Annotated in this window: 19 protein-coding genes and 1 pseudogene; 12 read left to right on the forward strand and 8 right to left on the reverse strand. The window is 66.6% G+C overall.

Annotated features, from left to right (window positions below; all coding sequences use genetic code 11):
• Positions 1 to 26 precede the first annotated feature (26 nt).
• From ACVT6V_RS11735 to ACVT6V_RS11755, 5 genes are all read left to right on the forward strand, one after another.
• Positions 27 to 971 carry a carbohydrate kinase family protein gene (locus ACVT6V_RS11735; protein WP_489899910.1) on the forward strand — a complete coding sequence of 315 codons (945 nt, stop codon included), beginning with the start codon at positions 27 to 29 and terminating at the stop codon, positions 969 to 971.
• A gap of 71 nt (positions 972 to 1,042) precedes the next feature.
• A complete protein-coding gene (locus tag ACVT6V_RS11740) occupies positions 1,043 to 2,365 on the forward strand; it encodes a citrate synthase (protein ID WP_489899911.1) in 1,323 nt (440 codons plus the stop codon).
• 48 nt (positions 2,366 to 2,413) lie between these two features.
• Positions 2,414 to 2,782: an FKBP-type peptidyl-prolyl cis-trans isomerase gene (locus tag ACVT6V_RS11745; RefSeq protein ID WP_489899912.1), complete on the forward strand. Its 369-nt coding sequence runs from the start codon at positions 2,414 to 2,416 to the stop codon at positions 2,780 to 2,782.
• 20 nt (positions 2,783 to 2,802) lie between these two features.
• On the forward strand, positions 2,803 to 4,086 hold the full coding sequence (locus tag ACVT6V_RS11750) for a cryptochrome/photolyase family protein (protein ID WP_489900782.1): 1,284 nt from the start codon (positions 2,803 to 2,805) through the stop codon (positions 4,084 to 4,086).
• A gap of 191 nt (positions 4,087 to 4,277) precedes the next feature.
• On the forward strand, positions 4,278 to 5,279 hold the full coding sequence (locus ACVT6V_RS11755) for an enoyl-CoA hydratase/isomerase family protein (protein WP_489899913.1): 1,002 nt from the start codon (positions 4,278 to 4,280) through the stop codon (positions 5,277 to 5,279).
• Here ACVT6V_RS11755 and ACVT6V_RS11760 read toward each other — a convergent pair.
• From ACVT6V_RS11760 to ACVT6V_RS11780, 5 genes are all read right to left on the reverse strand, one after another.
• Complete coding sequence (locus tag ACVT6V_RS11760; RefSeq protein ID WP_489899914.1) at positions 5,265 to 6,437, reverse strand: ABC transporter permease; 1,173 nt, start codon at positions 6,435 to 6,437, stop codon at positions 5,265 to 5,267. The genes ACVT6V_RS11755 and ACVT6V_RS11760 overlap by 15 nt on opposite strands.
• On the reverse strand, positions 6,434 to 7,339 hold the full coding sequence (locus tag ACVT6V_RS11765; protein ID WP_489899915.1) for an ABC transporter ATP-binding protein: 906 nt from the start codon (positions 7,337 to 7,339) through the stop codon (positions 6,434 to 6,436). Before ACVT6V_RS11765 ends, ACVT6V_RS11760 begins: the two co-directional genes overlap by 4 nt.
• Positions 7,336 to 7,926, reverse strand: a complete 591-nt coding sequence (locus ACVT6V_RS11770; RefSeq protein WP_489899916.1) for a hypothetical protein — start codon at positions 7,924 to 7,926, stop codon at positions 7,336 to 7,338. The genes ACVT6V_RS11765 and ACVT6V_RS11770 overlap by 4 nt, the downstream gene beginning before the upstream one ends.
• Entirely contained in the window at positions 7,923 to 8,216 is a 294-nt protein-coding gene (locus tag ACVT6V_RS11775; RefSeq protein WP_489899918.1) for a helix-turn-helix transcriptional regulator, read from the reverse strand. Before ACVT6V_RS11775 ends, ACVT6V_RS11770 begins: the two co-directional genes overlap by 4 nt.
• 94 nt (positions 8,217 to 8,310) lie before the next feature.
• Complete coding sequence (locus ACVT6V_RS11780; protein WP_489899919.1) at positions 8,311 to 9,438, reverse strand: NAD(P)-binding domain-containing protein; 1,128 nt, start codon at positions 9,436 to 9,438, stop codon at positions 8,311 to 8,313.
• 43 nt (positions 9,439 to 9,481) lie between these two features.
• On the opposite strand from ACVT6V_RS11780, the gene ACVT6V_RS11785 reads away from it, so the two are divergent.
• Positions 9,482 to 10,213 (forward strand): enoyl-CoA hydratase, encoded by a 732-nt coding sequence (locus ACVT6V_RS11785; RefSeq protein ID WP_489899920.1) that lies wholly within the window; start codon positions 9,482 to 9,484, stop codon positions 10,211 to 10,213.
• Positions 10,214 to 10,481: 268 nt separating this feature from the next.
• Positions 10,482 to 12,200 carry a purine-cytosine permease family protein gene (locus ACVT6V_RS11790; RefSeq protein WP_489899921.1) on the forward strand — a complete coding sequence of 573 codons (1,719 nt, stop codon included), beginning with the start codon at positions 10,482 to 10,484 and terminating at the stop codon, positions 12,198 to 12,200.
• Between the two features lie 112 nt (positions 12,201 to 12,312).
• Here the strand turns inward: ACVT6V_RS11790 and ACVT6V_RS11795 are convergent, their stop codons facing one another.
• Positions 12,313 to 12,936: a TetR/AcrR family transcriptional regulator gene (locus tag ACVT6V_RS11795; protein ID WP_489899922.1), complete on the reverse strand. Its 624-nt coding sequence runs from the start codon at positions 12,934 to 12,936 to the stop codon at positions 12,313 to 12,315.
• Positions 12,937 to 13,120: 184 nt separating this feature from the next.
• Between ACVT6V_RS11795 and ACVT6V_RS11800 the strand changes: the two genes are divergently transcribed.
• Genes ACVT6V_RS11800 through ACVT6V_RS11810 form a run of 3 tightly spaced genes read left to right on the forward strand, consistent with a single transcriptional unit; the run spans position 13,121 to position 17,106 of the window.
• Complete coding sequence (locus tag ACVT6V_RS11800) at positions 13,121 to 14,302, forward strand: MBL fold metallo-hydrolase (protein WP_489899923.1); 1,182 nt, start codon at positions 13,121 to 13,123, stop codon at positions 14,300 to 14,302.
• A 5-nt stretch (positions 14,303 to 14,307) separates the two neighbouring features.
• On the forward strand, positions 14,308 to 16,770 hold the full coding sequence (locus ACVT6V_RS11805; RefSeq protein WP_489900783.1) for an HAD-IC family P-type ATPase: 2,463 nt from the start codon (positions 14,308 to 14,310) through the stop codon (positions 16,768 to 16,770).
• 57 nt (positions 16,771 to 16,827) lie between these two features.
• Positions 16,828 to 17,106, forward strand: a complete 279-nt coding sequence (locus ACVT6V_RS11810; protein ID WP_489899924.1) for an antitoxin — start codon at positions 16,828 to 16,830, stop codon at positions 17,104 to 17,106.
• Between the two features lie 25 nt (positions 17,107 to 17,131).
• On the opposite strand, the pseudogene ACVT6V_RS11815 reads toward ACVT6V_RS11810, so the two are convergent.
• Positions 17,132 to 17,719 (reverse strand): annotated as a pseudogene (locus tag ACVT6V_RS11815) (DNA-3-methyladenine glycosylase); the annotation flags it as partial.
• On the opposite strand from ACVT6V_RS11815, the gene ACVT6V_RS11820 reads away from it, so the two are divergent.
• Together ACVT6V_RS11820 and ACVT6V_RS11825 are read left to right on the forward strand one after the other, a co-directional pair.
• A complete protein-coding gene (locus ACVT6V_RS11820) occupies positions 17,697 to 18,134 on the forward strand; it encodes a type II toxin-antitoxin system Rv0910 family toxin (protein WP_489899925.1) in 438 nt (145 codons plus the stop codon). The pseudogene ACVT6V_RS11815 and the gene ACVT6V_RS11820 overlap by 23 nt on opposite strands.
• Positions 18,135 to 18,151: 17 nt before the next feature.
• Positions 18,152 to 20,092, forward strand: a complete 1,941-nt coding sequence (locus tag ACVT6V_RS11825) for a substrate-binding domain-containing protein (protein WP_489899926.1) — start codon at positions 18,152 to 18,154, stop codon at positions 20,090 to 20,092.
• A gap of 54 nt (positions 20,093 to 20,146) precedes the next feature.
• Here ACVT6V_RS11825 and ACVT6V_RS11830 read toward each other — a convergent pair whose 3' ends face one another.
• Positions 20,147 to 21,040, reverse strand: coding sequence for a LysR substrate-binding domain-containing protein (locus ACVT6V_RS11830; protein ID WP_489899928.1), 894 nt, complete (start codon positions 21,038 to 21,040; stop codon positions 20,147 to 20,149).
• Positions 21,041 to 21,088 lie beyond the last annotated feature (48 nt).

The following is a 21,088-nucleotide window of genomic DNA, read 5'->3' on the forward strand; positions in this document are numbered from 1 at the left end:
ATGACACCAGCAACAGGAGGTCGTTGATGCGTGAGATCGTGGTCTGCGGAGAAGCTCTGGTCGACGTCGTCCAGGCCGAATCGGCCGCGGGCAACACCGGCAGGCTCCCGGCGCTGCAGCCTGCGCTCGGTGGCGGTCCGTTCAACGTCGCGGTGACGCTCGGCCGGCTCGGCAGCGCGGTCTCGTTGTGCTCCGCGGTGTCCACGGACACCTACGGCGACGCGATCATCGCGGCTCTGCATGCCGCGGGAGTCGGGACCACGCTGGTCCAGCGTCGGTCCGAGCCGACCTCGCTGGCACTGGCCACCATCGGAGCCGACGGTGCGGCCCAGTACTCGTTTTATGTGGAAGGCACCGCCGATCGGCTGGTCGAGCCGCCCCGAACACTGCCGTCGACGGTGGCCGCCGTCTGTTTCGGCACCTTGTCGATGGTGCTGGAACCCGGTGCGTCGGTGTATGAATCACTGCTGCACAAGTGTCACGAGGAGGGCCGTCTGGTGGCGATCGATCCCAACATCCGGACGGCGGTGATCGACGACGCGGACGCCTATCGTCGGCGGTTCGCGTCCTGGATGGATGCGGTCGACCTGGTGAAACTGTCCGATGAGGACGCCGACTGGCTGGGTGTCGGCCCGGACGGGACCGGGCCGCAGGATTGGCTCGCGGCAGGTGTGAGCGCGATCATAACGACCGCCGGCGCCGAGGGGATCACAGTCGCCACCAAGGCCGGAACGGTACGTTCGCCGGCCTCCGCGACCACCGTGGTCGACACGATCGGTGCAGGTGACAGCGTTATGGGTGGAGTGCTCCGACATCTGGACCGCACCGGCGCACTGTCTCCGCGGGCTCTCGCCGAGCTCGGTCCCGACCAGTGGCGGCAGACCGCTGAATATGCAGGTCAGGTGGCTGCGATCACCGTTTCACGTCCGGGCGCGGACCCTCCGTGGGCGAGCGAGCTGGCAAGCGACTAGGTTGATACCCAACAGCTTCCTTATCCGGATCTGCGTAGAACATAAACTCTCACCTGAGTAAAGGGGTTCGAGTGTCCGCTGAAACAGTCCCAGCTGACCAGGCGTCCGATACGGCATCAGCGACCTTTACCTACCCCGGTGGTCAGCTGGAGCTTCCGATCCTGAAGGCGACCGAGGGTTCCGACTCCGTCGGCCTCGGCAAGTTCCTCGCCGAGACCGGGTTGACCACCTTCGACGGTGGCTTCGTCAACACGGCGTCGACGAAGTCCGCGATCACCTACATCGACGGTGACGCCGGCATCCTCCGCTACCGGGGCATCCCGATCGATCAGCTCGCCGAGAAGTCGACCTTCATCGAGGTGAGCTACCTGCTGATCTACGGGGAACTGCCCACCCCGGCTCAGCTCGAGGAGTTCACCGACAAGATCCGTCGGCACACGCTGCTGCACGAGGATCTCAAGCGCTTCTTCGACGGCTTCCCGCGCAATGCGCACCCGATGCCCGTGCTGTCCTCCGCGGTCAACGCACTGTCGGCGTACTACCAGGACTCGCTGGATCCCAAGGACCCCGAGCAGGTGGAGCTGTCCACGATCCGTCTGTTGGCGAAGCTGCCCACCATCGCGGCCTATGCCTACAAGAAGTCGGTGGGGCAGCCGTTCCTCTACCCGGACAACTCGCTGAGCCTCGTGGAGAACTTCCTGCGGATGACCTTCGGCTTCCCGGCCGAGCCCTACGAGGTGAACCCCGAGGTCGCCAAGGCCCTCGACATGCTGTTCATCCTGCACGCCGACCACGAGCAGAACTGCTCCACCTCGACCGTGCGCCTCGTCGGCTCGTCGCAGGCCAACCTGTTCACCTCGATCTCCGGCGGCATCAACGCACTCTGGGGTCCGCTCCACGGTGGCGCCAACCAGGCGGTGCTCGAGATGCTCGACGAGATCCGTGAGTCCGGCGGCGACACCCAGGCCTTCATGAACAAGGTGAAGAACAAAGAAGACGGTGTGAAGCTCATGGGCTTCGGTCACCGCGTGTACAAGAATTACGATCCGCGCGCCGCCATCGTCAAGAAGACCGCCGACACGATCCTGGAATCGCTTGGCGTGCAGGACGACCTGCTCGACATCGCCAAGGGCCTCGAAGAAGTGGCGCTGTCCGACGACTACTTCATCGAGCGCAAGCTTTACCCGAATGTGGACTTCTACACCGGCGTCATCTACCGTGCGATGGGCTTCCCGACACGGATGTTCACCGTGCTATTCGCCCTCGGCCGGCTGCCCGGTTGGATCGCCCACTGGCGCGAGATGCACGAGGATCCGTCCGGGAAGATCGGTCGTCCGCGCCAGCTGTACACCGGCTACACCGAGCGTGACTACGTGGCCATGCAGCAGCGCTGACGCTCTGCTCGATCCGACCCTGATCCGACGACTCAAAGGAGAGTCCCGTTGACCAGTGCTGAGAAGCCAGAAGTCGATTTCCCCGAAGGCCCCGCCCCCAGTGAACTGCAGATCGCCGATCTCGTCGTCGGCGACGGCGCCGAGGCGCAGCGCGGCGGCGTCGTGGATGTGCATTACGTCGGCGTCGAATTCGAGTCGGGTGAAGAGTTCGACTCCTCGTGGGATCGCGGCCAGTCCGCCAATTTCCCGCTCGATCGGCTGATCCCCGGCTGGCAGGAGGGAATTCCCGGCATGAAGGTCGGTGGACGTCGACAGCTCACGGTTCCGCCCCAGCTCGCCTACGGTCCCGCCGGGGCCGGACATCGACTGTCGGGCAAGACCCTCGTGTTCGTGATCGATCTGCTGGGCGTGGGGTAGCGACGAGCGCACCGGCACTGCTGTGGCTCAGACGCGATCTGCGTCTGAGTGACCTTCCGCCGCTCATCGCCGCCGGTGAGGCAGGCGACGAGATACTGGTCTGCTTCGTCGTGGACCCGCGACTCGAACAGTCGTCGGGTCCACGACGTCTGAGTTTTCTGTTCGATTCGCTCCGCGACCTGGACGAGCAACTGTCCGGGCGGCTCCTCGTTGTACGCGGACGGCCGCAGGAGGAGATCCCTCGGCTGACGACAGCGGTGAACGCCACGTCGGTGCATGTGAGCGAGGACTTCTCGCCCTTCGGACGGCGCCGCGACGCTGCGGTGGCCGCGGCTCTCAAGGACGTTCCGCTCGAAGCCCTCGGGTCGCCGTACCTCGTATCGCCCGGCCGGGTCACCAAGCCGGACGGCGACCCGTACAAGGTTTTCACCCCGTACTTCAAGCAGTGGCGCGAGCATGGTTGGCGCAGCCCGGCGTCGTCGACGGTGAATCCGTCGGACCTGGTGAATCCCAGCGATATCCGACGTTCTGGGCGCATTCGTATTCCAGCAGCCCCGGTGACACTCGACCATCCGGCAGGGGAGAGCGCCGCGCTCGCGCGGTGGTCGGAGTTCGTCGAGGGCGGCCTCGCCGACTACGACACCGACCGTGACCGACCAGATCTCGATGCGAGCAGCCGGATGTCGGCCTACCTCAAGTTCGGCAACGTCCATCCCCGGACGATGGTCGCCGACCTCGGTCGCTCGAAAGGCGCCCAGGCATATCTCCGGGAACTGGCGTTCCGCGACTTCTACGCCTCGGTGCTGTTCCACTGGCCGGACAGTCTGTGGCACAACTGGAACAGCCAGTTCGACGACATCGATCTGGACACCGACTCCGATGCCCACCGACGTTTCGACGCATGGCGTTCGGGCCGCACCGGATTCCCCCTCGTCGACGCAGGCATGCGGCAGCTCGCCGAGACCGGGTTCATGCACAACCGTGTCCGCATGATCACCGCGTCGTTCCTGGTGAAAGACCTGCACCTACCGTGGTGGTGGGGTGCCCGGTGGTTTCTCGAGCAACTCGTCGACGGCGACATGGCCTCCAACCAGCACGGCTGGCAGTGGGCGGCGGGGACCGGAACCGATGCGGCACCGTACTTTCGGGTGTTCAACCCCGAGACCCAGCAAAAGAAGTTCGATCCCGACGGCGAGTACGTGCGACGGTGGGTCCCCGAGATCGATTCCGACGACTATCCGGAGAACATCGTCGACCACAAGGCCGAGCGCGAGGAGGCCCTGCGCCGCTTCCGGCAGATCTGACGGCACGGCTGGCTTCGCTGGTGGTGTGTCTCGGAAGGAGGTGGCCGGTATCCGGTGGAGCGATCGGCGTCTGGCAAGGCGGAGGAGGGAGTGATAGCGGCGCTATCTCGACCGACGACAACGCGGCCAGGCGTCGATCGAACGCCGGAGACCCGTCGCCTCCTTCCGAGACACACCACTAGGCTGACACGATGATCGGTTCACCTGCCCCGTTTCTCGCCGACGTCGCCGCTCATGCGGAGTGGGAACACGCGGAGTGGTCGCCGGATCGCTCCGCCGGAAACGTGCGGATCGGCTACCTCGGGGAGGCGGATCGCCCGGTTGACTGGGTCGAGGTCACGCAGCAGTGCGATGTCGTCTACGCGCACCCGGAGGTCGCCCTCACCCGACGAGCGATCGTCGGCGCCGACGACCCCCGCTCGGCGGCAGAGGAATTGGCTGATCACGTCGCACGCAACCCGCAGGCGGCCACGGTGCTGGCCGCGGTTCTGCGGGCCGGGGTCCGCGCCACGGTTCGCGAGGCGCTCGACATCGAGTCCTGGGCCTATTCGACCCTGCTCGGGGGTGCCGAGTTCGCTGCATGGCTCAGCGAGCGCGGCCCACGGCCCCTGCCACCGACACCGCTCGCCCCGCCGGTGCTCGCCGAGCGTGACGACCACCGGATGACCATCACCCTGAATCGGCCGGAACGCCGCAACGCGTTCGGCGCGGCGTTGCGGGATGCCCTCGTGGAAGCCCTCGATGTCGCGGTCCTCGACGATTCGATCACCGAGATCCATCTGCGCGGCACAGGCCCGGTGTTCTGTGCTGGCGGGGATCTCGACGAGTTCGGCACCACGCCCGACCCGGTGACGGCACACTTCATCCGCACGGTCGGCGGCGCCGGGGTGCGGATCGGCGAGACGGCCGATCGCACCACGGCATTTCTGCACGGCGCCTGTGTCGGTGCGGGCATAGAGCTGCCCAGCCTGGCCGGTCGGGTCGTCGTCGACCCCGGAGTCGCGATCCGCCTGCCCGAGGTCGGCATGGGGCTCATCCCGGGCGCCGGTGGCACCGTGGGGATTCCGCGGCGAATCGATCGCTGGCGTACCTTTCATCTCGCCGTGACGGGTACGACGATCGGTGCCGAGACCGCGCTCTCGTGGGGTCTCGCCGATGAGATCGCGACTGTCGAGCCATCATCGGGCCAGTGACACGACCTCCGACCACTTGACGCGCGTTCCGGTACGCAAGATCGTTCGTTCATAGATTCGGGAAGCAAACCAGGTGGCGGCCGCGCAGGCCGCCACCATCAGCGCAAATGTCACGATGACCTGCACGATCGTGGTGTCGCCGGTGGCGATCCGGATCGGCATGAGCGCCGCGCTGAACGGCGGAATCCAGGTCAGCACCTTGATGAAGGTGGAATCGAGCGCCTGGATCCCGAAGACCCCGGAGTACATCACCGCCATGGCCAGGATGGTGAGCGGCGCCGAACTGGCCGACAACTCCTCCTGTCGCGACACGAGCGCACCCGTTGCCGCATAGAGGGTGGCGAAGAACAGGAAGCCCAGGACGAACCAGGCGATCACCGCGGCGAACATGCTGATCGCGGCGGTCGGGATCGTCAGCAGACCGGTGATCCGACCGGCGATGAGCGCCGTCGCACCAAGAATCAGTACCTGCGCCAACGCGACGACGCCGATGCCGATGATCTTGCCCCACAACAGATGTAGCGGCTTGATGGTCGCGAGCAGCAGTTCGACGACCCGAGATGTCTTCTCTTCGACGACCCCCACGGCGACCATCGACCCGCCCATCATGATCGCGGTGATCAACAGAATCGTGCCGACCAGCGCGATCACGATCCGCTGACCTTCGTCCGGTTTGTCCGGGGTGGTCTGTTCGGTGGTGATCGAGGGGCGGGCCAGCGATGTCGCGTCGATGCCACGTTGCGTCAGAGAACTTTCGAGCTCGACCTGATTCACCGACGACCGCAGGACTCCGTCGACGGCGGGGCTCAGCCCGCTCTTGGAGATCGCCACATACGTGTGTGATGCCGGGCCCGCGACGAGTGCCGCCGCGAGGCCACCGGCGGCCACCTGGGCCCGGGCCTCCTCGGCCGACGAGACCGCGACCACGTCGACAGGGTTTCCGGTGGCCTCGCCGACCTGTTCGATGGTGCTCGTGAGTGCTGCATCGGTGCCGACCACACCGACCCGGTCGGGTTCGGAGTGCCCCGAGAACGCCGACCACACGACCGCGCCGACGATGATCACGACCATCAGCAAGCCGGTGCTGATCAGGAAAGATCGGGTTCTCGCGCGGGTCAGGATCTCGCGTTCCGCGACGAGTCGGATCGATGTCCTCATGCCGCGACCACCTCTCGGAACAGTTCGGTCAGCGATGGGGTCGACCGCGCGAAGCGGTGCACCGGGCCGATCCGCAGAGCAGCGGTCAGAATCGCCTGGTCGTCGGCGACGTCGGGGTCGATGCGCAGGGAGGTCGCGTCCCGCGACGTGTCGTAGTCGGCGTGCAGGACACCGGCGAGGCCGTCCGCCCACCGAGTCAGTGCGGGGGGCCCGTGAACCTCGAGGGTGACGCCGTCGCGTTCGCGCAGTTCGGCGACGGCACCGAGTGCACGCATCTGTCCGCGCACGACGATGCCGACGCGATCGCAGAGCCGTTGTACCAGGTCGAGTTGATGCGACGAAAAGATCACCGGAATACCCTCGGCTGCTTTCTCTTTGAGGACGTCGCTCATCACGTCGACGGCGACGGGATCCAGACCGGAGAAGGGCTCGTCGAGCACGAGGACCTGCGGGTCGTGGATCAGTGCGGCGGCGAGCTGGACGCGCTGCTGGTTGCCGAGGCTCAGATCGGCCACGTTGTCATCGACACGCTGCTCCACGCCGAGGCGGGTGGTCCAACGACGCATGCTCTCGCGGGCCTGGTCCGGGGACATCCCGTGCAAGCGGGCCAGGAACACCAGCTGCTCACCGACTTTCATCTTCGGATAGAGACCGCGTTCTTCGGGCATGTAGCCGATGCCCCGACGGGTCTGCAGATCGATCGCGTGATCACCCAGACGGACCCGCCCGCCGTCGGCGGCCAGTACGCCGAGGATGATGCGCATCGTGGTGGACTTGCCGGCGCCATTGCTCCCGACGAAGCCGAAGATCTCGCCGGGCTCGACGTGAAAGGTCATGTCCTGTAGAGCGATCAGATCTCCGTACCGCTTGTACAGGCCGTCGATGATCAACGGGTCGTTCATGGGGCACTCCGTTCGTCGTCGCGCGCGGCGAGGTCCTCGGGGTCGGGGTCGTTCATCCACCAGGCGGTGAGCATCGTCGGCAGGACCACCGCGGCCACGACGAGGGTGATGAGCAGAACGCCGGTGGCATAGACCAGGTCGCCGCTCACGCTGTCCTGGAAGCCGAGACCCAAGAGGATCACGTAGGGGATGAACATGAGTAGGTACAGGGCGACGAAGCCGATGGATCGGGCCGAATTCCGCTGGGCGAGTTGAATCTCGTCGAGGGCCGGGATCGGTGTGTCGGCGATCGAGCCGGTCACGATCCGCAGCGCGAACTGAGCAGCCAACGAGAGGACGACGCCGAGGATGAACGGAATCGCGAACCAGGGCGTGAAGTACGCCATCACCGCGCCCACCAGCGCCACGGCCACCGCGGCCGCCTGGAGCAGCACCAACCGTCGGGCTCCCCGGCGGTTGCGGAGTGCCGTCAACTTCCCGGAGTGCTTTTCGTTGAACCGCAGATGGCGCTCGGCGCGCCACTCGTCATAACGTCGCCACAGTGCCGGCGTCGCGTCCGCCGGGATGGCCGAATTCGGGTCGGTCATGGTTCACCTCCGGTTCGTTGAGCTTCGGTGGTTCCGCGATACAGCTCCGCCGACATGGCCCCGAACTCCGTGCGGGCGAACACCGCCTCGACCGGAAGGTCGAACACGGCGCAGATACGGAACGCCAGGTCCAGGCTGGGGTAGTTGTCACCGCGTTCGAGGGCGCCCACCGACTGGACATTGATGCCGACCAGGTCGGCGAGCTGTGCCCGTGACATCTTCCGCTCCGCGCGCAGTACGCCGATGCGGTTGAAAATCGGGAGCTTCTCTCCCCGTCGGACCGGACTCACCTAACCAAGTGTTGTGAAAACACAACATTCTGTCAAGGTTGGATCTCAGGAGAGGGGTCTCGATCCGTTCCCACTTCGTTCGTCGAGAGCGAGATCAGCCGCGATGATCGAGGTAGTCCGCGACGTTGCGCGCCGCCTCGCGTCCCGCACGGTTCGCCCCGATGGTGGAGGCCGACGGACCGTACCCGAGCAGCTGGATGCGCGGGTCGTCGGCGACGGTGGTGGCGAGTCGACCGGTCATGGTGATCCCGCCACCCGCGCCGCGAAGCCGCAGCGGGGCCAGATGATCGAGGGCGCTGCGAAATCCGGTGTTCCAGAAGATGACGTCGACGTCGAGGGCGTCGGCGCCCGAACTGTCGGCGACGCCGCAGTCCCAACAGACCCCGGTCTCGGTGATCCGGGTGAACATCGGCCGCCAGGCGAGGATGCCGTCGTCCTGAGCGGCCTTGATCGCCGGGGTCAGCGCGAGGCCGGTCACCGAGACCACCGACGTCGGTGGCAGCCCGGCGCGGACGCGCTCCTCGACCCGGGCAACGGCGCGCCGACCCTTCTCCGGGTCGAACGGAGTGGAGTCGAAGACGGGTTCGGATCGCGAGCACCAGAACGTCTGCACATCTGCGGCATTGCGCGCGATCTCGATGAGCAATTGGACCGCCGAGATGCCCGCGCCGACGACGAGTACCCGCTTGCCGGCGAACTCGTCGGGTCCGACGTAGTCATGGGTGTGCAGTTGCCGGCCGCGGAAGTCGCCGATGCCGGGGACATGTGGGACGAAAGGCCGTTCCCACGTACCGGTCGCGTTGATGATCGTCCGCGCGGCGACCTGCGCGCCGCTCGCGAGGGTGATGGCGAACCCGTCGTCGCTGCGCTGAACGGTCCGGACGTCCACGGGGCGGTATACCCGCAGCCCGAATTTCTGTTCGTATCTGCCAAAGTACTCGGGTACCGCGGTCGCGGCCGGAAAGGTGTTGCAGTCGCGGCCCAGCGCTTCGACCAGACCGTATCCGGGCAGGTCGTGCACCCGATTGGCGGCGGCCAGGGTCAGCGTCGGCCACCGAAACTGCCAGGCGCCGCCGGGGCCGGAGGCGTGATCGAGCACCTGGTAGCGGTCGTCGAGCCCGAATCGTTGAAGGAAGTAGGCGGCGGACAGACCCGCCTGGCCGCCTCCGATCACCGCGACGTCGCAGGAGGCTTCTGGTTCCGCATGGTCGGGGGCACCCACAATGGTTCAGTGTGTCATCACGACTCTGGGTAGGCTGCGGCACATGATTCACTCGTCTGCATCCGATGCCGTGATCACCATCGAGCTGGACCGTGTCGACAAACGCAATGCCCTCGACGAGGAGATGGTCGCAGGCCTGTCGAACGCCTTCGCGGCGGCGGTGGACGCCGAGGCCCGGGCGATCGTGATCACCGGGCGCGGGCCGGTGTTCTGTGCCGGGGCGGACCTCTCGGGGCCCGTCTACGACCCGGCTTTCCTCGACAAACTGGTGGCGACCTTGCAGCAGATCGAAGCCACACCCATCCCGGTGATCGCAGCCCTCAACGGATCTGCGCTCGGCGCCGGCCTGCAGTTGGCGATGGCCGCCGATCTGCGGGTGATGGCACCGGACGCGCTGGCCGGTATCCCGGCGGCAAGAATTGGTGTGGCCGTGGATGAATGGACGATCCGACGGCTGGTGTCGCTCGTCGGTTCCGGTCCTGCCCGTGGCATGCTGATCGGGTGCGACCCGCTGTCGGCCGACCGTGCGCACGCGCTCGGATTCGCCAATCGGATCGGTGATCTGACCGACGCGCAGCACTGGGCCGCGATGATCGCCGACCTGGCGCCGTTGACCCTCCAGCACTACAAGATGGTGCTCAACGACGACGGCGCCCGCGACCGACCCGCACCCGAACGGACTGCGGCGATGATGCGGGCATGGGAAAGCGACGACCTGGCCGAGGGTCGTGCCGCGCGCGCAGAGAAGCGTGCCCCGGTCTTCTCGGGACGCTGAATCCTCTCGGCGAAGCCTCGAACCGGCCATCGGCCTCGATGGGCGACACGGGAAGGCGAGGATGACCCCGTCGGTTGACCGGCGGCGAGCCGACGACGGCTGTGACCGGCGTCGGTGAAATCGGACATTCCGGCCATTGAAATGACTGCGGCGTCGCAGTTTTCGTGGTCGAAACATACCGGTCAACCGAACGAAACTGAGCATCCCTATCTTTCTGCAATGGCGTTCTCCACCCCGGGAGTGCGCCTGGAATCCTTCGAGGAGACGCATGTCGAAAGAGGCGGAATTCACCGCGGACATCGGTGAGATAGAGAACGCCGAACACAGCATCATCGCGACGGGCGCCCAGGCGGCGGCCGCCCGGGAGTCGCTCGAGGACTACACACTGCGGTTCGCGCCACGCAGCTACCGCAAGTGGGGTCCGGGCGTCGTCGCCATCTCGGCACTGGGTGGTATCGCTTACCTGGCCGACTTCGCGATCGGTGCGAACATCGGCATCGCGAACGGCACCGGAAACGCGCTGCTGGGCATCGGGTTCTTCGCGATCGTGATCGTGCTGACGGGGTATCCGCTCGCGTTCTACGCCGCCCGATACAACATCGACCTCGACTTGATCACGCGCGGTAGCGGATTCGGCTACTACGGTTCGGTTCTGACCAACGTGATCTTTGCGTCGTTCACGTTCATATTCTTTGCGCTCGAGGGCTCGATCATGGCCCAGGGCCTCGAACTCGGCCTGAGTATCCCGTTGTGGCTCGGGTACCTGTTGTCGTCGGTGTTGATCATCCCGCTGGTCATCTACGGCATGAACACGCTGGCGAAACTGCAGGTGTGGACCACGCCGCTGTGGCTGGTCATGATGGTTCTGCCGTTCGCGTACCTGGTGATCTCGCATCCTGACGCCATCGGCGATTTCTTCGCCTTCAGCGGTGCCAATCCCGACGGAAGCCCGGCCGGAAAGGGTGTCAGCTTTGCCGGCACGATGCTCGCCGCTGGTGTGTGCCTGTCGTTGATCGCGCAGATCGCCGAACAGATCGACTACCTCCGATTCATGCCTCCGCGGACCCCGGAGAACTCCCGCAAGTGGTGGATCGCGACCCTGACCGCCGGTCCGGGCTGGGTCTTCTTCGGCGCCATCAAGCAGATCGTCGGCCTGTTCCTGGCCGTGTACCTGATCGGTATCTCTGTCGACAACGCCGGCATCGCCAATCAGCCGGTGCACCAGTTTGTCGAGATCTACCAGGACTTCCTGCCGCACTGGCTCGCCCTTACGCTGGCCGTGATCCTGGTGGTCATCAGTCAGATCAAGATCAACGTCACCAACGCCTACTCGGGTTCGCTCGCATGGACCAATAGCTTCACCCGCGTCACCAAGACCTACCCGGGTCGCCTGGTCTTCCTGGTGTTCAACGTCGCCATCGCGATCGTGCTGATGGAGGCCGACATGTTCAGCTTCCTCAACAATCTGCTGAACTTCTACGCCAACTGCGGTATCGCCTGGATCGTCGCCGTGGCGTCGGACATCGCGATCAACAAGTACCTGCTGAAGATCTCGCCGAAGGAACCCGAGTTCCGTCGCGGTATGCTCTTCAACTTCAACCCGGTCGGATTCGTCTCCCTGATCGTGGCGGCCGGCGCGTCGATCCTGGTGTACTTCCACGCCTTCGGCGACACCATCCAGCCGTACTCGCCGCTGGTGGCGCTGATTCTCGCGTTGGTGCTGCCGCCGATCATCGCGTTGTCGACCAAGGGAAAGTACTACCTGCGACGCACCGACGACGGCATCGACATCCCGATGTACGACGACCACGGCAACCCGACCGATGTGCGGTTGACCTGCTGTGTGACCGGCATCGACTTCGAGCGCCCGGACATGATCGCCTCCGCGGTTCCAGGGCCGAACGGTGAGAAGCAGTACATCAGCTCGCTCGCACTGTCCTGTGACAAGACCGGCGAGCACGTGCTGCCCGCCCAGCCGGCGACGTAGCAGCTACGAGTTGGTCTCGGCGCGCCCCGGCGAAGCGATATGTCTCGTTTCGCCGGGCGCTGTCGATTCGGGCGGTCGCCGTCGTCGATGCGGCAGTCTGGGGTGGCGCCGCTCAGTCCTCGACGAGGTAGGTCATCAGGCCGGTCACCGTGACTTCGATGATCTTCCCGATGGCCACGTCGTCGGACGTACTCAGATAGGTGAGGGTGATCGTGTTCGTCGCCGCGATGATCACCGGACTGAGATTGGCGACCGGTTCGGTCCACCGCACATTCGCCTGCTCGGCGGTCACCTCGAGGCCGAGACCGGCCACCTCGTAGAGCCGTTCATACATCTGCTTGCCGACGGCCTGCAGTTCCGCGTGATTGTGCGCATAGATGCCGAGTGAGATGGTGGCCTGCATCCGCCCGGGATCAGCCTTGAGCAACGTGTAGAAGGCCTCGAGATGGCCCTGCATGTTCTTCCGCATCGCTTCCAGGCCACGAGCCTCGGTGCCGCCCGCCATCGGCAGGATCGTCTCGAGCATCCGGCTGATGTCGGATGGGACGGCGGTCTCCATCACCGCGCACAGCAGCGCCGTGCGGCTGTCGAACGCGTAGTGAAAGCTCGCCAGCGGCATGTTCGCATGGGCGCAGATACGACGCGTGGTCGCGCCTTCGACGCCGTGATCGGCGATCACGCGGTATGCGGCTTCGATCAGGGCCGCGCGCCGCTGTTCGACTGACATTCGTGCCAACGAGGCCTACCCCCATGAGCACACACGGCCTGCGCATGTGCGTGAATCTGTTCGCCGAAGAATATCAGTGCAGATCGGACACCGTGCGCGAGATGGCGGGGGCGAACCCGCCAAACGGGTCATCGGGCGGTGAACACGGACCCAACGGTCCCTCTCGCGCGCCCGACCGCACTAGGCTGACCTCGTGACCACGACGACCGGATTTGGGAGTGCGGGCCTGGCCCGGCGCGCGGTGTCGACGCTGTCGACGGCCGGCCGATCCGCAACGGAGTCGGCCACCGCCATGCTGGCCCGCCGCGGGGTGACCTCGGCGCGTGCATTCGGCGCCGACGCCGACGAGATCTTGACGCACACGGTCGGATCTCCCCAGCTGCGTGACGGCGCGTTCCGCAATCTGCACGACATCGAATCCGCGGTCGACGCCGACCTGCGGGTGATTCTGGACATGGCCCGTCGGCCCGGGCGCCCGAAACGGGCGATCCAGGTGCTCACACCCGGGTTCGGCGACGAACCCGGCGACCTGCGCGTCACATGGCTCGGGCATGCGTCGGTTCTCGTCGAACTCGACGGGACCCGGATTCTCACCGACCCGGTCCTGAGTCGCCGGTGTTCGCCTTCTCAGCTGGTCGGTCCGGCCCGGATGCACCCGTCGCCCGTGACCGTCGACGACCTCCCGCCCATCGATGTGGTCTTGATCAGCCACGACCACTACGACCATCTCGACATGGAGACCGTCGTCGAGCTCGCCACCCGGCAACCCCAGGCCAGATTCGTCATGCCGCTGGGTGTCGGTGCGCACCTGATGCGGTGGGGGATCGCGCCCGAACGCATCGACCAGGCCGACTGGTGGGACGACCTGGCGGTGGGCGTCGGGGACACCGACCTCACGTTCAGCTGCTATCCGGCACGGCATTTCTCCGGACGCTCCCTGACGCGCAATCTCACACAGTGGTCGAGCTGGGTGGTGGCCGGTCCGACGCATCGAATGTTCTTCTCCGGTGACACCGGATTCTCGGAGCACTTCGACGAGGTCGGTGCCCGTGCCGGTTCGGTCGACCTGACGCTGGTGGCGGTCGGCGCGTACGACCCGGTGTGGCCGGATGTGCACGTGAATCCCGAAGAGGCCGTCACCGTGCATCGCATGATGACCCGGGGCCACCACCGTGACTCGGTGATGCTGCCGATCCACTGGGGCACGTTCAACCTCGCCCGCCACTCGTGGGCCGATCCGATCGCGCGTCTGCTTCCGGCGGCCGCGGCGAACGCGACCACGGTGATGGTTCCACCACCGGGCGGCGCCATCGACCTCGTCTCCCGCGTCGGGACCGGACTCGATCACCCGGCGTGGTGGGAGGCGTCGGCGTGACCCAGGTGTCCGCCGCGACCACCGGTGACCCCGGCCTCACCGCCGACGAGGTCGCTGCACGGGTGGCCGACGGCCGGGTCAACCATCGCCCCGACCGCTCGGGCCGCACCGTTGGCGACATCGTCCGTGCCAACGTCTTCACCCGCATCAACGCGCTGCTCGGTGTGCTGTTCGCCGTCGTCGCCGCCACGGGATCATTCATCAACGGTCTTTTCGGGCTGCTGATCATCGCCAACAGTGGGATCGGCATCATCCAGGAGGTCCGTGCCAAACGAACCCTCGACAAACTCGCCATCGTCGGACAGGCCACCCCGATCGTGCGCCGCGATGGCACGGCGGCCGCACTCCCACCGGAGGAGGTGGTCCTCGACGACATCATCGAGATCGGTCCGGGTGACCAGGTCGTCGTCGACGGCGAGCTGGTCGAATCCCTGGCGCTCGACGTGGACGAATCACTGCTCACCGGCGAGGCCGATCCGGTGGACAAATCGCCGGGGGATCAGATCCTGTCCGGCAGCTTCGTCGTCGCCGGGACGGGTGCGTACCGGGCGACGAAGGTCGGTGCCGACGCCTACGCCGCCCAACTCGCCGCGGAGGCCTCGAAGTTCACCTTGGTGTCCTCCGAACTTCGCTCGGGAATCGATCAGATCCTCAAGGTGATCACCTGGCTGCTGATCCCCGCCGGCATCCTCACGATCGTCAATCAGCTGTTCATCAGCAACAGCGGTATCCGGGCGTCCCTGCTCGGCATGGTCGCCGCGTTGGTGCCGATGGTTCCCGAAGGTCTGGTGCTGATGACGTCGATCGCCTTTGCGGTCGGCGTGATCCGGCTCGGACAGCGGCAGTGCCTGGTCAACGAGTTGCCGGCGATCGAGGGCCTGGCCCGGGTCAACGTGGTCTGTGCGGACAAGACGGGCACCCTCACCGAGAACGGGATGCGTCTCGCCGAGGTCCGCCCGGTCGACGGCCCGGCGTCGGACCGGCTCGCCGACGTGTTGGCCGCCCTGGCTGCACACGATCCGCGGCCCAACGCCAGCGTGCAGGCACTCGCCGAGGCATACCCCGATCCGCCCGCTTGGACGATGAGCGCCATCGAACCGTTCACCTCGGCCAAGAAGTGGAGCGGCATGTCGTTCCGGGACGAGGCCGACCGGGACGTGGGCAACTGGTTGATAGGCGCCCCCGACGTTCTCCTGGACCCGGCGAGCGAGACCGCCTCGGTCGCCGGTGAGCTGGGCGCACATGGTCTGCGAGTCCTGCTGTTGGCGCAGACCGACGTCGTCGTGGACACCGAGCCGCCCAGCGGTGTCCCGGCACCCGGAAACGTCGCACCCGTCGCCCTCGTGGTGCTGGAGCAGCGGGTACGTCCGGATGCCCAGGAGACCTTGGAGTACTTCGGGAGCCAAGGAGTGGACGTCAAGGTGATCTCGGGCGACAACGCCCTGTCGGTCGGAGCGGTCGCGGCGTCGCTGGGCCTCGGATCGCCGGCGACGTCGGTGGATGCCCGCACCCTGCCCACTGACACCGGAGCGCTCGCCGACGTCGTCCGGCGATCCATCACCTTCGGCAGGGTGCGACCGGACCAGAAGCGGTCGATGGTCAAGGCCTTGCAGTCGGTCGGCGACACGGTCGCAATGACCGGCGACGGAGTCAACGACGTGCTCGCGCTCAAGGATGCCGACATCGGTGTGGCGATGGGGTCAGGCAGTTCGGCGGCTCGTTCGGTCGCGCAGATCGTGTTGCTGGACAACAAGTTCGCCACCCTTCCCTATGTGGTGGGCGAGGGTCGGCGGGTGATCGGCAACATCGAGCGGGTATCGAATCTGTTCCTGACCAAGACCGTCTACGCGGTCTTGCTGGCCTTGTTCGTCGGTCTCGGCGGCGTCTGCGGCAAGCTGTTCGGGTTCGGTTCGCTCAGCTATCCCTTCCAGCCGATCCACGTGACGATCTCGGCGTGGTTCACGATCGGCATCCCCGCCTTCGTCCTGTCGCTGGCGCCCAACAACGAACGCGCCCGCACCGGGTTCGTGCGGCGCGTGCTGTCACAGGCGGTACCGAACGGGATCATCGTCGGTCTGGCCACCTTCGCCACCTATGTGATCGTCAATCCGGGCGGTGATGGGATGAGCATCGGATCGCACGAATCGGTGGACTTCAGCCCTGCGCAGACCCAGGCCGCCACCGCGGCGCTGATCACGCTGCTCGCCGTCGCCCTGTACGTCCTTGCTGTGGTGGCCCGGCCGTACAACTGGTGGAAGGTGCTGTTGCTGGCGGTGTCCGTGGGTGCCTACGTCATCATCTTCACCTGGCCATGGACGCAGCACCTCTTCAAGCTCGACTCGTCGAATCTGCAGATGATCTCGGTGGCGTTCGTCTCCGCTGCGGTGGGTATCGCCGCGGTGGAGGCGGTGTCCCGCATCGTCCCGCGGATCATCGCGCGACGGGATGTGCAGCGGGCGGCTGTCTGACCGGGGTGTTTGCGCGCAGGAGCGAGCGCCCCGGCTCGTGTCTCTACACTTGGCCCCATGGATCTCAAGGGACTGGTGGACAAGGCGAAGGCCGCGATCAAAGGCAACCCGAGTTTGATCGACAAGGGCGGCGAGGCCGTCAACAAGGCGACCGGCGGCAAGTACACCGGACACGTGGACAAGGCGCAGGATGCGGTCAAGAAGGCGGTCGGCGTCGACGAGACGCCGGCGCCGAACGCGGCACCGCAGCCGTCTGCCGATCCGGTGAAACCTGAACCGCCGAAACAGGATTCGCCGACGCACGAGCCGCCGACGCAGGATCGGCCGCAGCCGTAGGAGGGGTCGGCTCGTTCGTGGCGTCGTCGGCGCGGGGATGTCGACGATAGGCCGACACGGTCGGATCGTCGAGCACCCAGAACCGCCAGGGGACGTCGGCGGCGAGACGAACGCCGACGCGCGGTCCGACACCGATGTCCGCCGGCACCGTCCGGTCGCCCCGATCTACGTAGACGGGTGAACCGTCGTCGAGGTGACTGTCGAGATCGTCCATCGTGATGCCGAGCGCCCGGGTGAGGTTTCCTGGTCCGCGCGCGAGGGCGTGGGTGTGCTTCGCGGTCGGACGCCGTCGGCGCGCCAGGTCCAGGCCGTCGACGATCTCTCCGGCACGGATCAACACCGCGGAACCCTGCTCGGTGGGACCCGTCACCACATTGGCGCAGAAGTGTCCGTGAATCCGGTAGACATACAGCCGCCCGGCGGGGCCGTACATGATCTCGGACCTGGCTGTCCGCTTGAATCCGTGCGACGCGGGATCGTCACGTCCGCCGTACGCTTCGACCTCGGTGATGCGTGCGGCGACCCCGTGCCCGATCAGAACGGTGCCCAGGAGGGCTCGGGCGTGGTCGCTGACGCTAGGCTCACTGACCATGGCCAAGACAAGTGACTCCATCGACGTGGACTTGTCCGTCGAGGATACCTGGGCGGCCGCGTCCGATCTGACGCGCTATTCGGAATGGCTCGTGCTGCACGACGGGTGGCGCTGCGCATTGCCGGCCCCGAACGAACTGGGCGAGGGCGTTGCGCTCGCATCGGTGGTCATTGTCAAGGGAACCCGGATACGGTTCGACTGGACGATCGAGAAGTACCGCCCGTGCGAGCAGGTCCGGCTCAAGGGGAACGGCAAGGGCGGCGTCAAGGCCAAGCTCGATCTCGGCATCCTTCCGACGGAGGCCGGGTCGACAGTAACGTTCACAGTTGATCTCGGCGGCCTGCCGTTGATCGGGCCGGCGGGCAAGGCCGCGGCCATGGCGGTATCCGGGGACCTGCGGAAGTCGTTGGCGACTTTCCGTGAGGTGTTCGGCTGATCTGAGGGGGGACGGCGATGGGGCGCCATAGTTCGGGCGGTGACCGCCCGGAGCCGGGAGCGGAGCGAGCGGGCCGTGTGGCCGGGGAGCCGGGAGCGGAGCGAGCGGGCCGTGTGCCTGGGGAGCCGGGAGCGCAGCGAGCGGGCCGTGTGGCCGGGGAGCCGGGAGCGGAGCGAGCGGGCCGTGTGGCCGGGGAGCCGGGAGCGGAGCGAGCGGGCCGTGTGGCCGGGGAGCCGGGAGCGCAGCGAGTGGGCGGGTCTGCGCCGCGGAGTGGACCGATCGACACCAGGTCGGGCCGTCGCGCATCCGCCGGCGATGACGGGTTCGGCTTCGAGCACCGGCGTGCGTCGTCGGGACGTCGGGCGGGCTGGATCTGGGGCCTTGCCGCGTTGGTGCTGGTGGTCGCGCTCACCACGGGCTTCGTCCTGTGGCGGACGGGCGCGGTGGGGTGCGCCGACCGCACGTCGGTCGCGGTCGCGTCCGATCCGGCGATGACCGGGGCGTTGCGCTCGGTCGCACAGAAGGCCTCGGAGGACAGCTGCTTCGATTTCAAGGTCACCGGAGTGGCCGGCGCCGAGGTGCCCGGCCAGCTGACCAGCGGCGACAAGTCGCCCGACCTCTGGGTTGCCGACTCGCAGATCCAGGCTCGCCGGGTGACCACGCAGGTTCGTCGCGACCTTAACCTGATCTCGCCGTCGATCGCGACGTCGCCGACCGTCGTCGTCGGCAAGTCCGTGCCCGAGCTGACGAGCTGGGTCGACGTGATGAAGCTCCAGGATCTGCGGACCGGTAGTCCGATCGACACCAGTACCGGCGATGCCCCCATCGTCGGTGCGCTCGCCGAGGAGAACAGTGGCGATCTGACCGACAATCAGCTGACATCGGCGATGACGGTGTTGGCCATTCAGCAGAACAATGCGCGCCTGGAGAACGACAGCGACGGCGTGCGGCTGAATCTGGCCAACACGTCCGACGTCCCGGTGGTCACCACCGAGCAGCAGTATCTGCTGTTCACCCGGACCCACAGTGGCTCGGCACTGAAGGCGTCGGTGCCGGCCGACGGCACCGTCATGTTGGACTACCCGATGGTGAACACGGCCGGTGCGGCGCGCAGTGATACCGCGGCCGAGGCCGGTAAGGCGCTCGCCGACAAGCTCGCGTCCGATGAGGGGGTCAAGGCGCTCAACGGGTCGGGGTACCGCGATGCCGCGGGCGATCCACTCCCGGACAACGCGGGCGTGGGCCAGGTGAAGGTTCTCCAGCTGAAGGATCCGACGCAGGTCGACAAGGCGATCCGTCAGTGGCAGGTGCTCGGTGTGCCGATCCGGACCCTCGTCGTCGAGGACACCTCCGGATCGATGGCTGCGCCGGCCGGGGACACGACGCGTGCCGGGCTGTTGACCGAAGCGTCGCTGACCGGGCTGAAGCTGTTCCCGAACAACACCATGATCGGTGCCTGGGCCTTCGGCATCGACAAGGGCGGGCCGGACCAGGACTGGAAGTGGATGTCACCGATCCGCAGGCTCGATGCGGACGCGGTCGGCGGCGGAACGCACCGCGACGAACTGGCCCGGGCCACGCGGCGCGGTCTGGCGCCGTCTCAGCTCGGGGGCGGCACGGGTCTGTACGACACGACGCTCGCAGCCTTCAAGGAGGTGCAGAGCAGCTACGACCCGAACTACTCGAACTCGGTCATCATCATGACCGACGGGCAGAACGAGGACCCCAACAGCATCAGCCTGGACACGTTGCTGTCCGAGCTGAAACGCCTCGAGGATCCGGCGCGACCGGTGCTCGTGCTGACCATCGGTATCTCCGACGACGCGGACACCGACGCGTTGAAGCAGATCGCGGATGCCACCCCGGGTGGCACCACATATGTCGCGAAGACCCCGGAGGACATCCAGAACGTGTTCGTCGATGCGATCCAGGCCAGGATCGAGGCGGCCGGCCGCTGACCGGCTTCCGATCGAGCCGGGATACCGAGATCGAGATCGGCGACGGATTCGCTGTCAATGGTCGTCGGCGGCCACCCGGCGCAGCACGGTGAGGACGTGCTCGATCATCGGCGAGGGCTCCGCGGCGACCCGTGCCACGGCGAGGTCGACCGTGGGCGCATCGGGTACGAGCGGTAGGTAGCGCACGCCGGCGATCCCGAGCGCCGCGGTCGGCTCCGGCACGATCGCCACCCCGAGGCCCGCGGCGACCAGCGTGACCAGTGTCGACGTCTCGGCGACCTCATGGCGGATCTGCGGGACGAATCCGGCGGCCGCGCAGATCGAGGCCACGATCCCGTTCATCACCGAGCGGCCCTGGCCGGCGTGGGCGATGAAGTCCGCATCGCGGAGATCGGTCGCCGTCACGGTGTCGCCCGCCGCACGCGGATCGCCATCGGGCATCGCGACGAAGAGCCGGTCGTGGCGGATCGTCTCGACGACGACCTCGGAGCCACCGACGGGTGGCCGGAGCAGGGCCAGGTCGATCTCGCCGGACAGCAGCGCCGAGAGCTGGGCCGGCGCGAGCATCTCGCCGCGCACACTCACATCCAGGTCCGGCAGTTCCTCACGCAGCGCGCGGACGAGCCGGGGGAGCAACGAGTAGGTCGCCGACCCCACGCACCCGATCGCCAGCGAACCCTGTCGACCTTGCGAGATCCGTTGCGCGTGCAGTCCGGCCAGGTCGACGGCGTCGAGGATCTCCTCCACCCGGCGGAGGTAGGACTCGCCGGCGGGGGTGAGCTCGACGCGACGGGTCGAGCGAACCAGCAGCTGCACGCCCAGCTCCTCTTCAAGCTGTCGGATCTGCTGGGACAGCGGTGGCTGAGCGATGTGCAGGCGTTCCGCGGCGCGGCCGAAATGCAGCTCTTCGGCGACCGCTCGGAAATACCGAAGGTGGCGCAACTCCATGATTAAGACTCTACGCATATCAAAAATGTCGAAATGGATACTTCTCAA

The sequence above is a fragment of the Gordonia sp. LMA167 genome (assembly GCF_058130025.1).

Coding starts and splice junctions, on each gene's coding strand:
- ACVT6V_RS11735 (WP_489899910.1), top strand. CDS start 27: ATGCGTGAGATCGTGGTCTGCGGAGAAGCTCTGGTCGACGTCGTCCAG.
- ACVT6V_RS11755 (WP_489899913.1), top strand. CDS start 4,278: ATGATCGGTTCACCTGCCCCGTTTCTCGCCGACGTCGCCGCTCATGCG.
- ACVT6V_RS11825 (WP_489899926.1), top strand. CDS start 18,152: ATGGGGCGCCATAGTTCGGGCGGTGACCGCCCGGAGCCGGGAGCGGAG.
- ACVT6V_RS11760 (WP_489899914.1), bottom strand. CDS start 6,437: ATGAGGACATCGATCCGACTCGTCGCGGAACGCGAGATCCTGACCCGC.
- ACVT6V_RS11770 (WP_489899916.1), bottom strand. CDS start 7,926: ATGACCGACCCGAATTCGGCCATCCCGGCGGACGCGACGCCGGCACTG.
- ACVT6V_RS11790 (WP_489899921.1), top strand. CDS start 10,482: ATGTCGAAAGAGGCGGAATTCACCGCGGACATCGGTGAGATAGAGAAC.
- ACVT6V_RS11785 (WP_489899920.1), top strand. CDS start 9,482: ATGATTCACTCGTCTGCATCCGATGCCGTGATCACCATCGAGCTGGAC.
- ACVT6V_RS11765 (WP_489899915.1), bottom strand. CDS start 7,339: ATGAACGACCCGTTGATCATCGACGGCCTGTACAAGCGGTACGGAGAT.
- ACVT6V_RS11820 (WP_489899925.1), top strand. CDS start 17,697: ATGGCCAAGACAAGTGACTCCATCGACGTGGACTTGTCCGTCGAGGAT.
- ACVT6V_RS11810 (WP_489899924.1), top strand. CDS start 16,828: ATGGATCTCAAGGGACTGGTGGACAAGGCGAAGGCCGCGATCAAAGGC.
- ACVT6V_RS11830 (WP_489899928.1), bottom strand. CDS start 21,040: ATGGAGTTGCGCCACCTTCGGTATTTCCGAGCGGTCGCCGAAGAGCTG.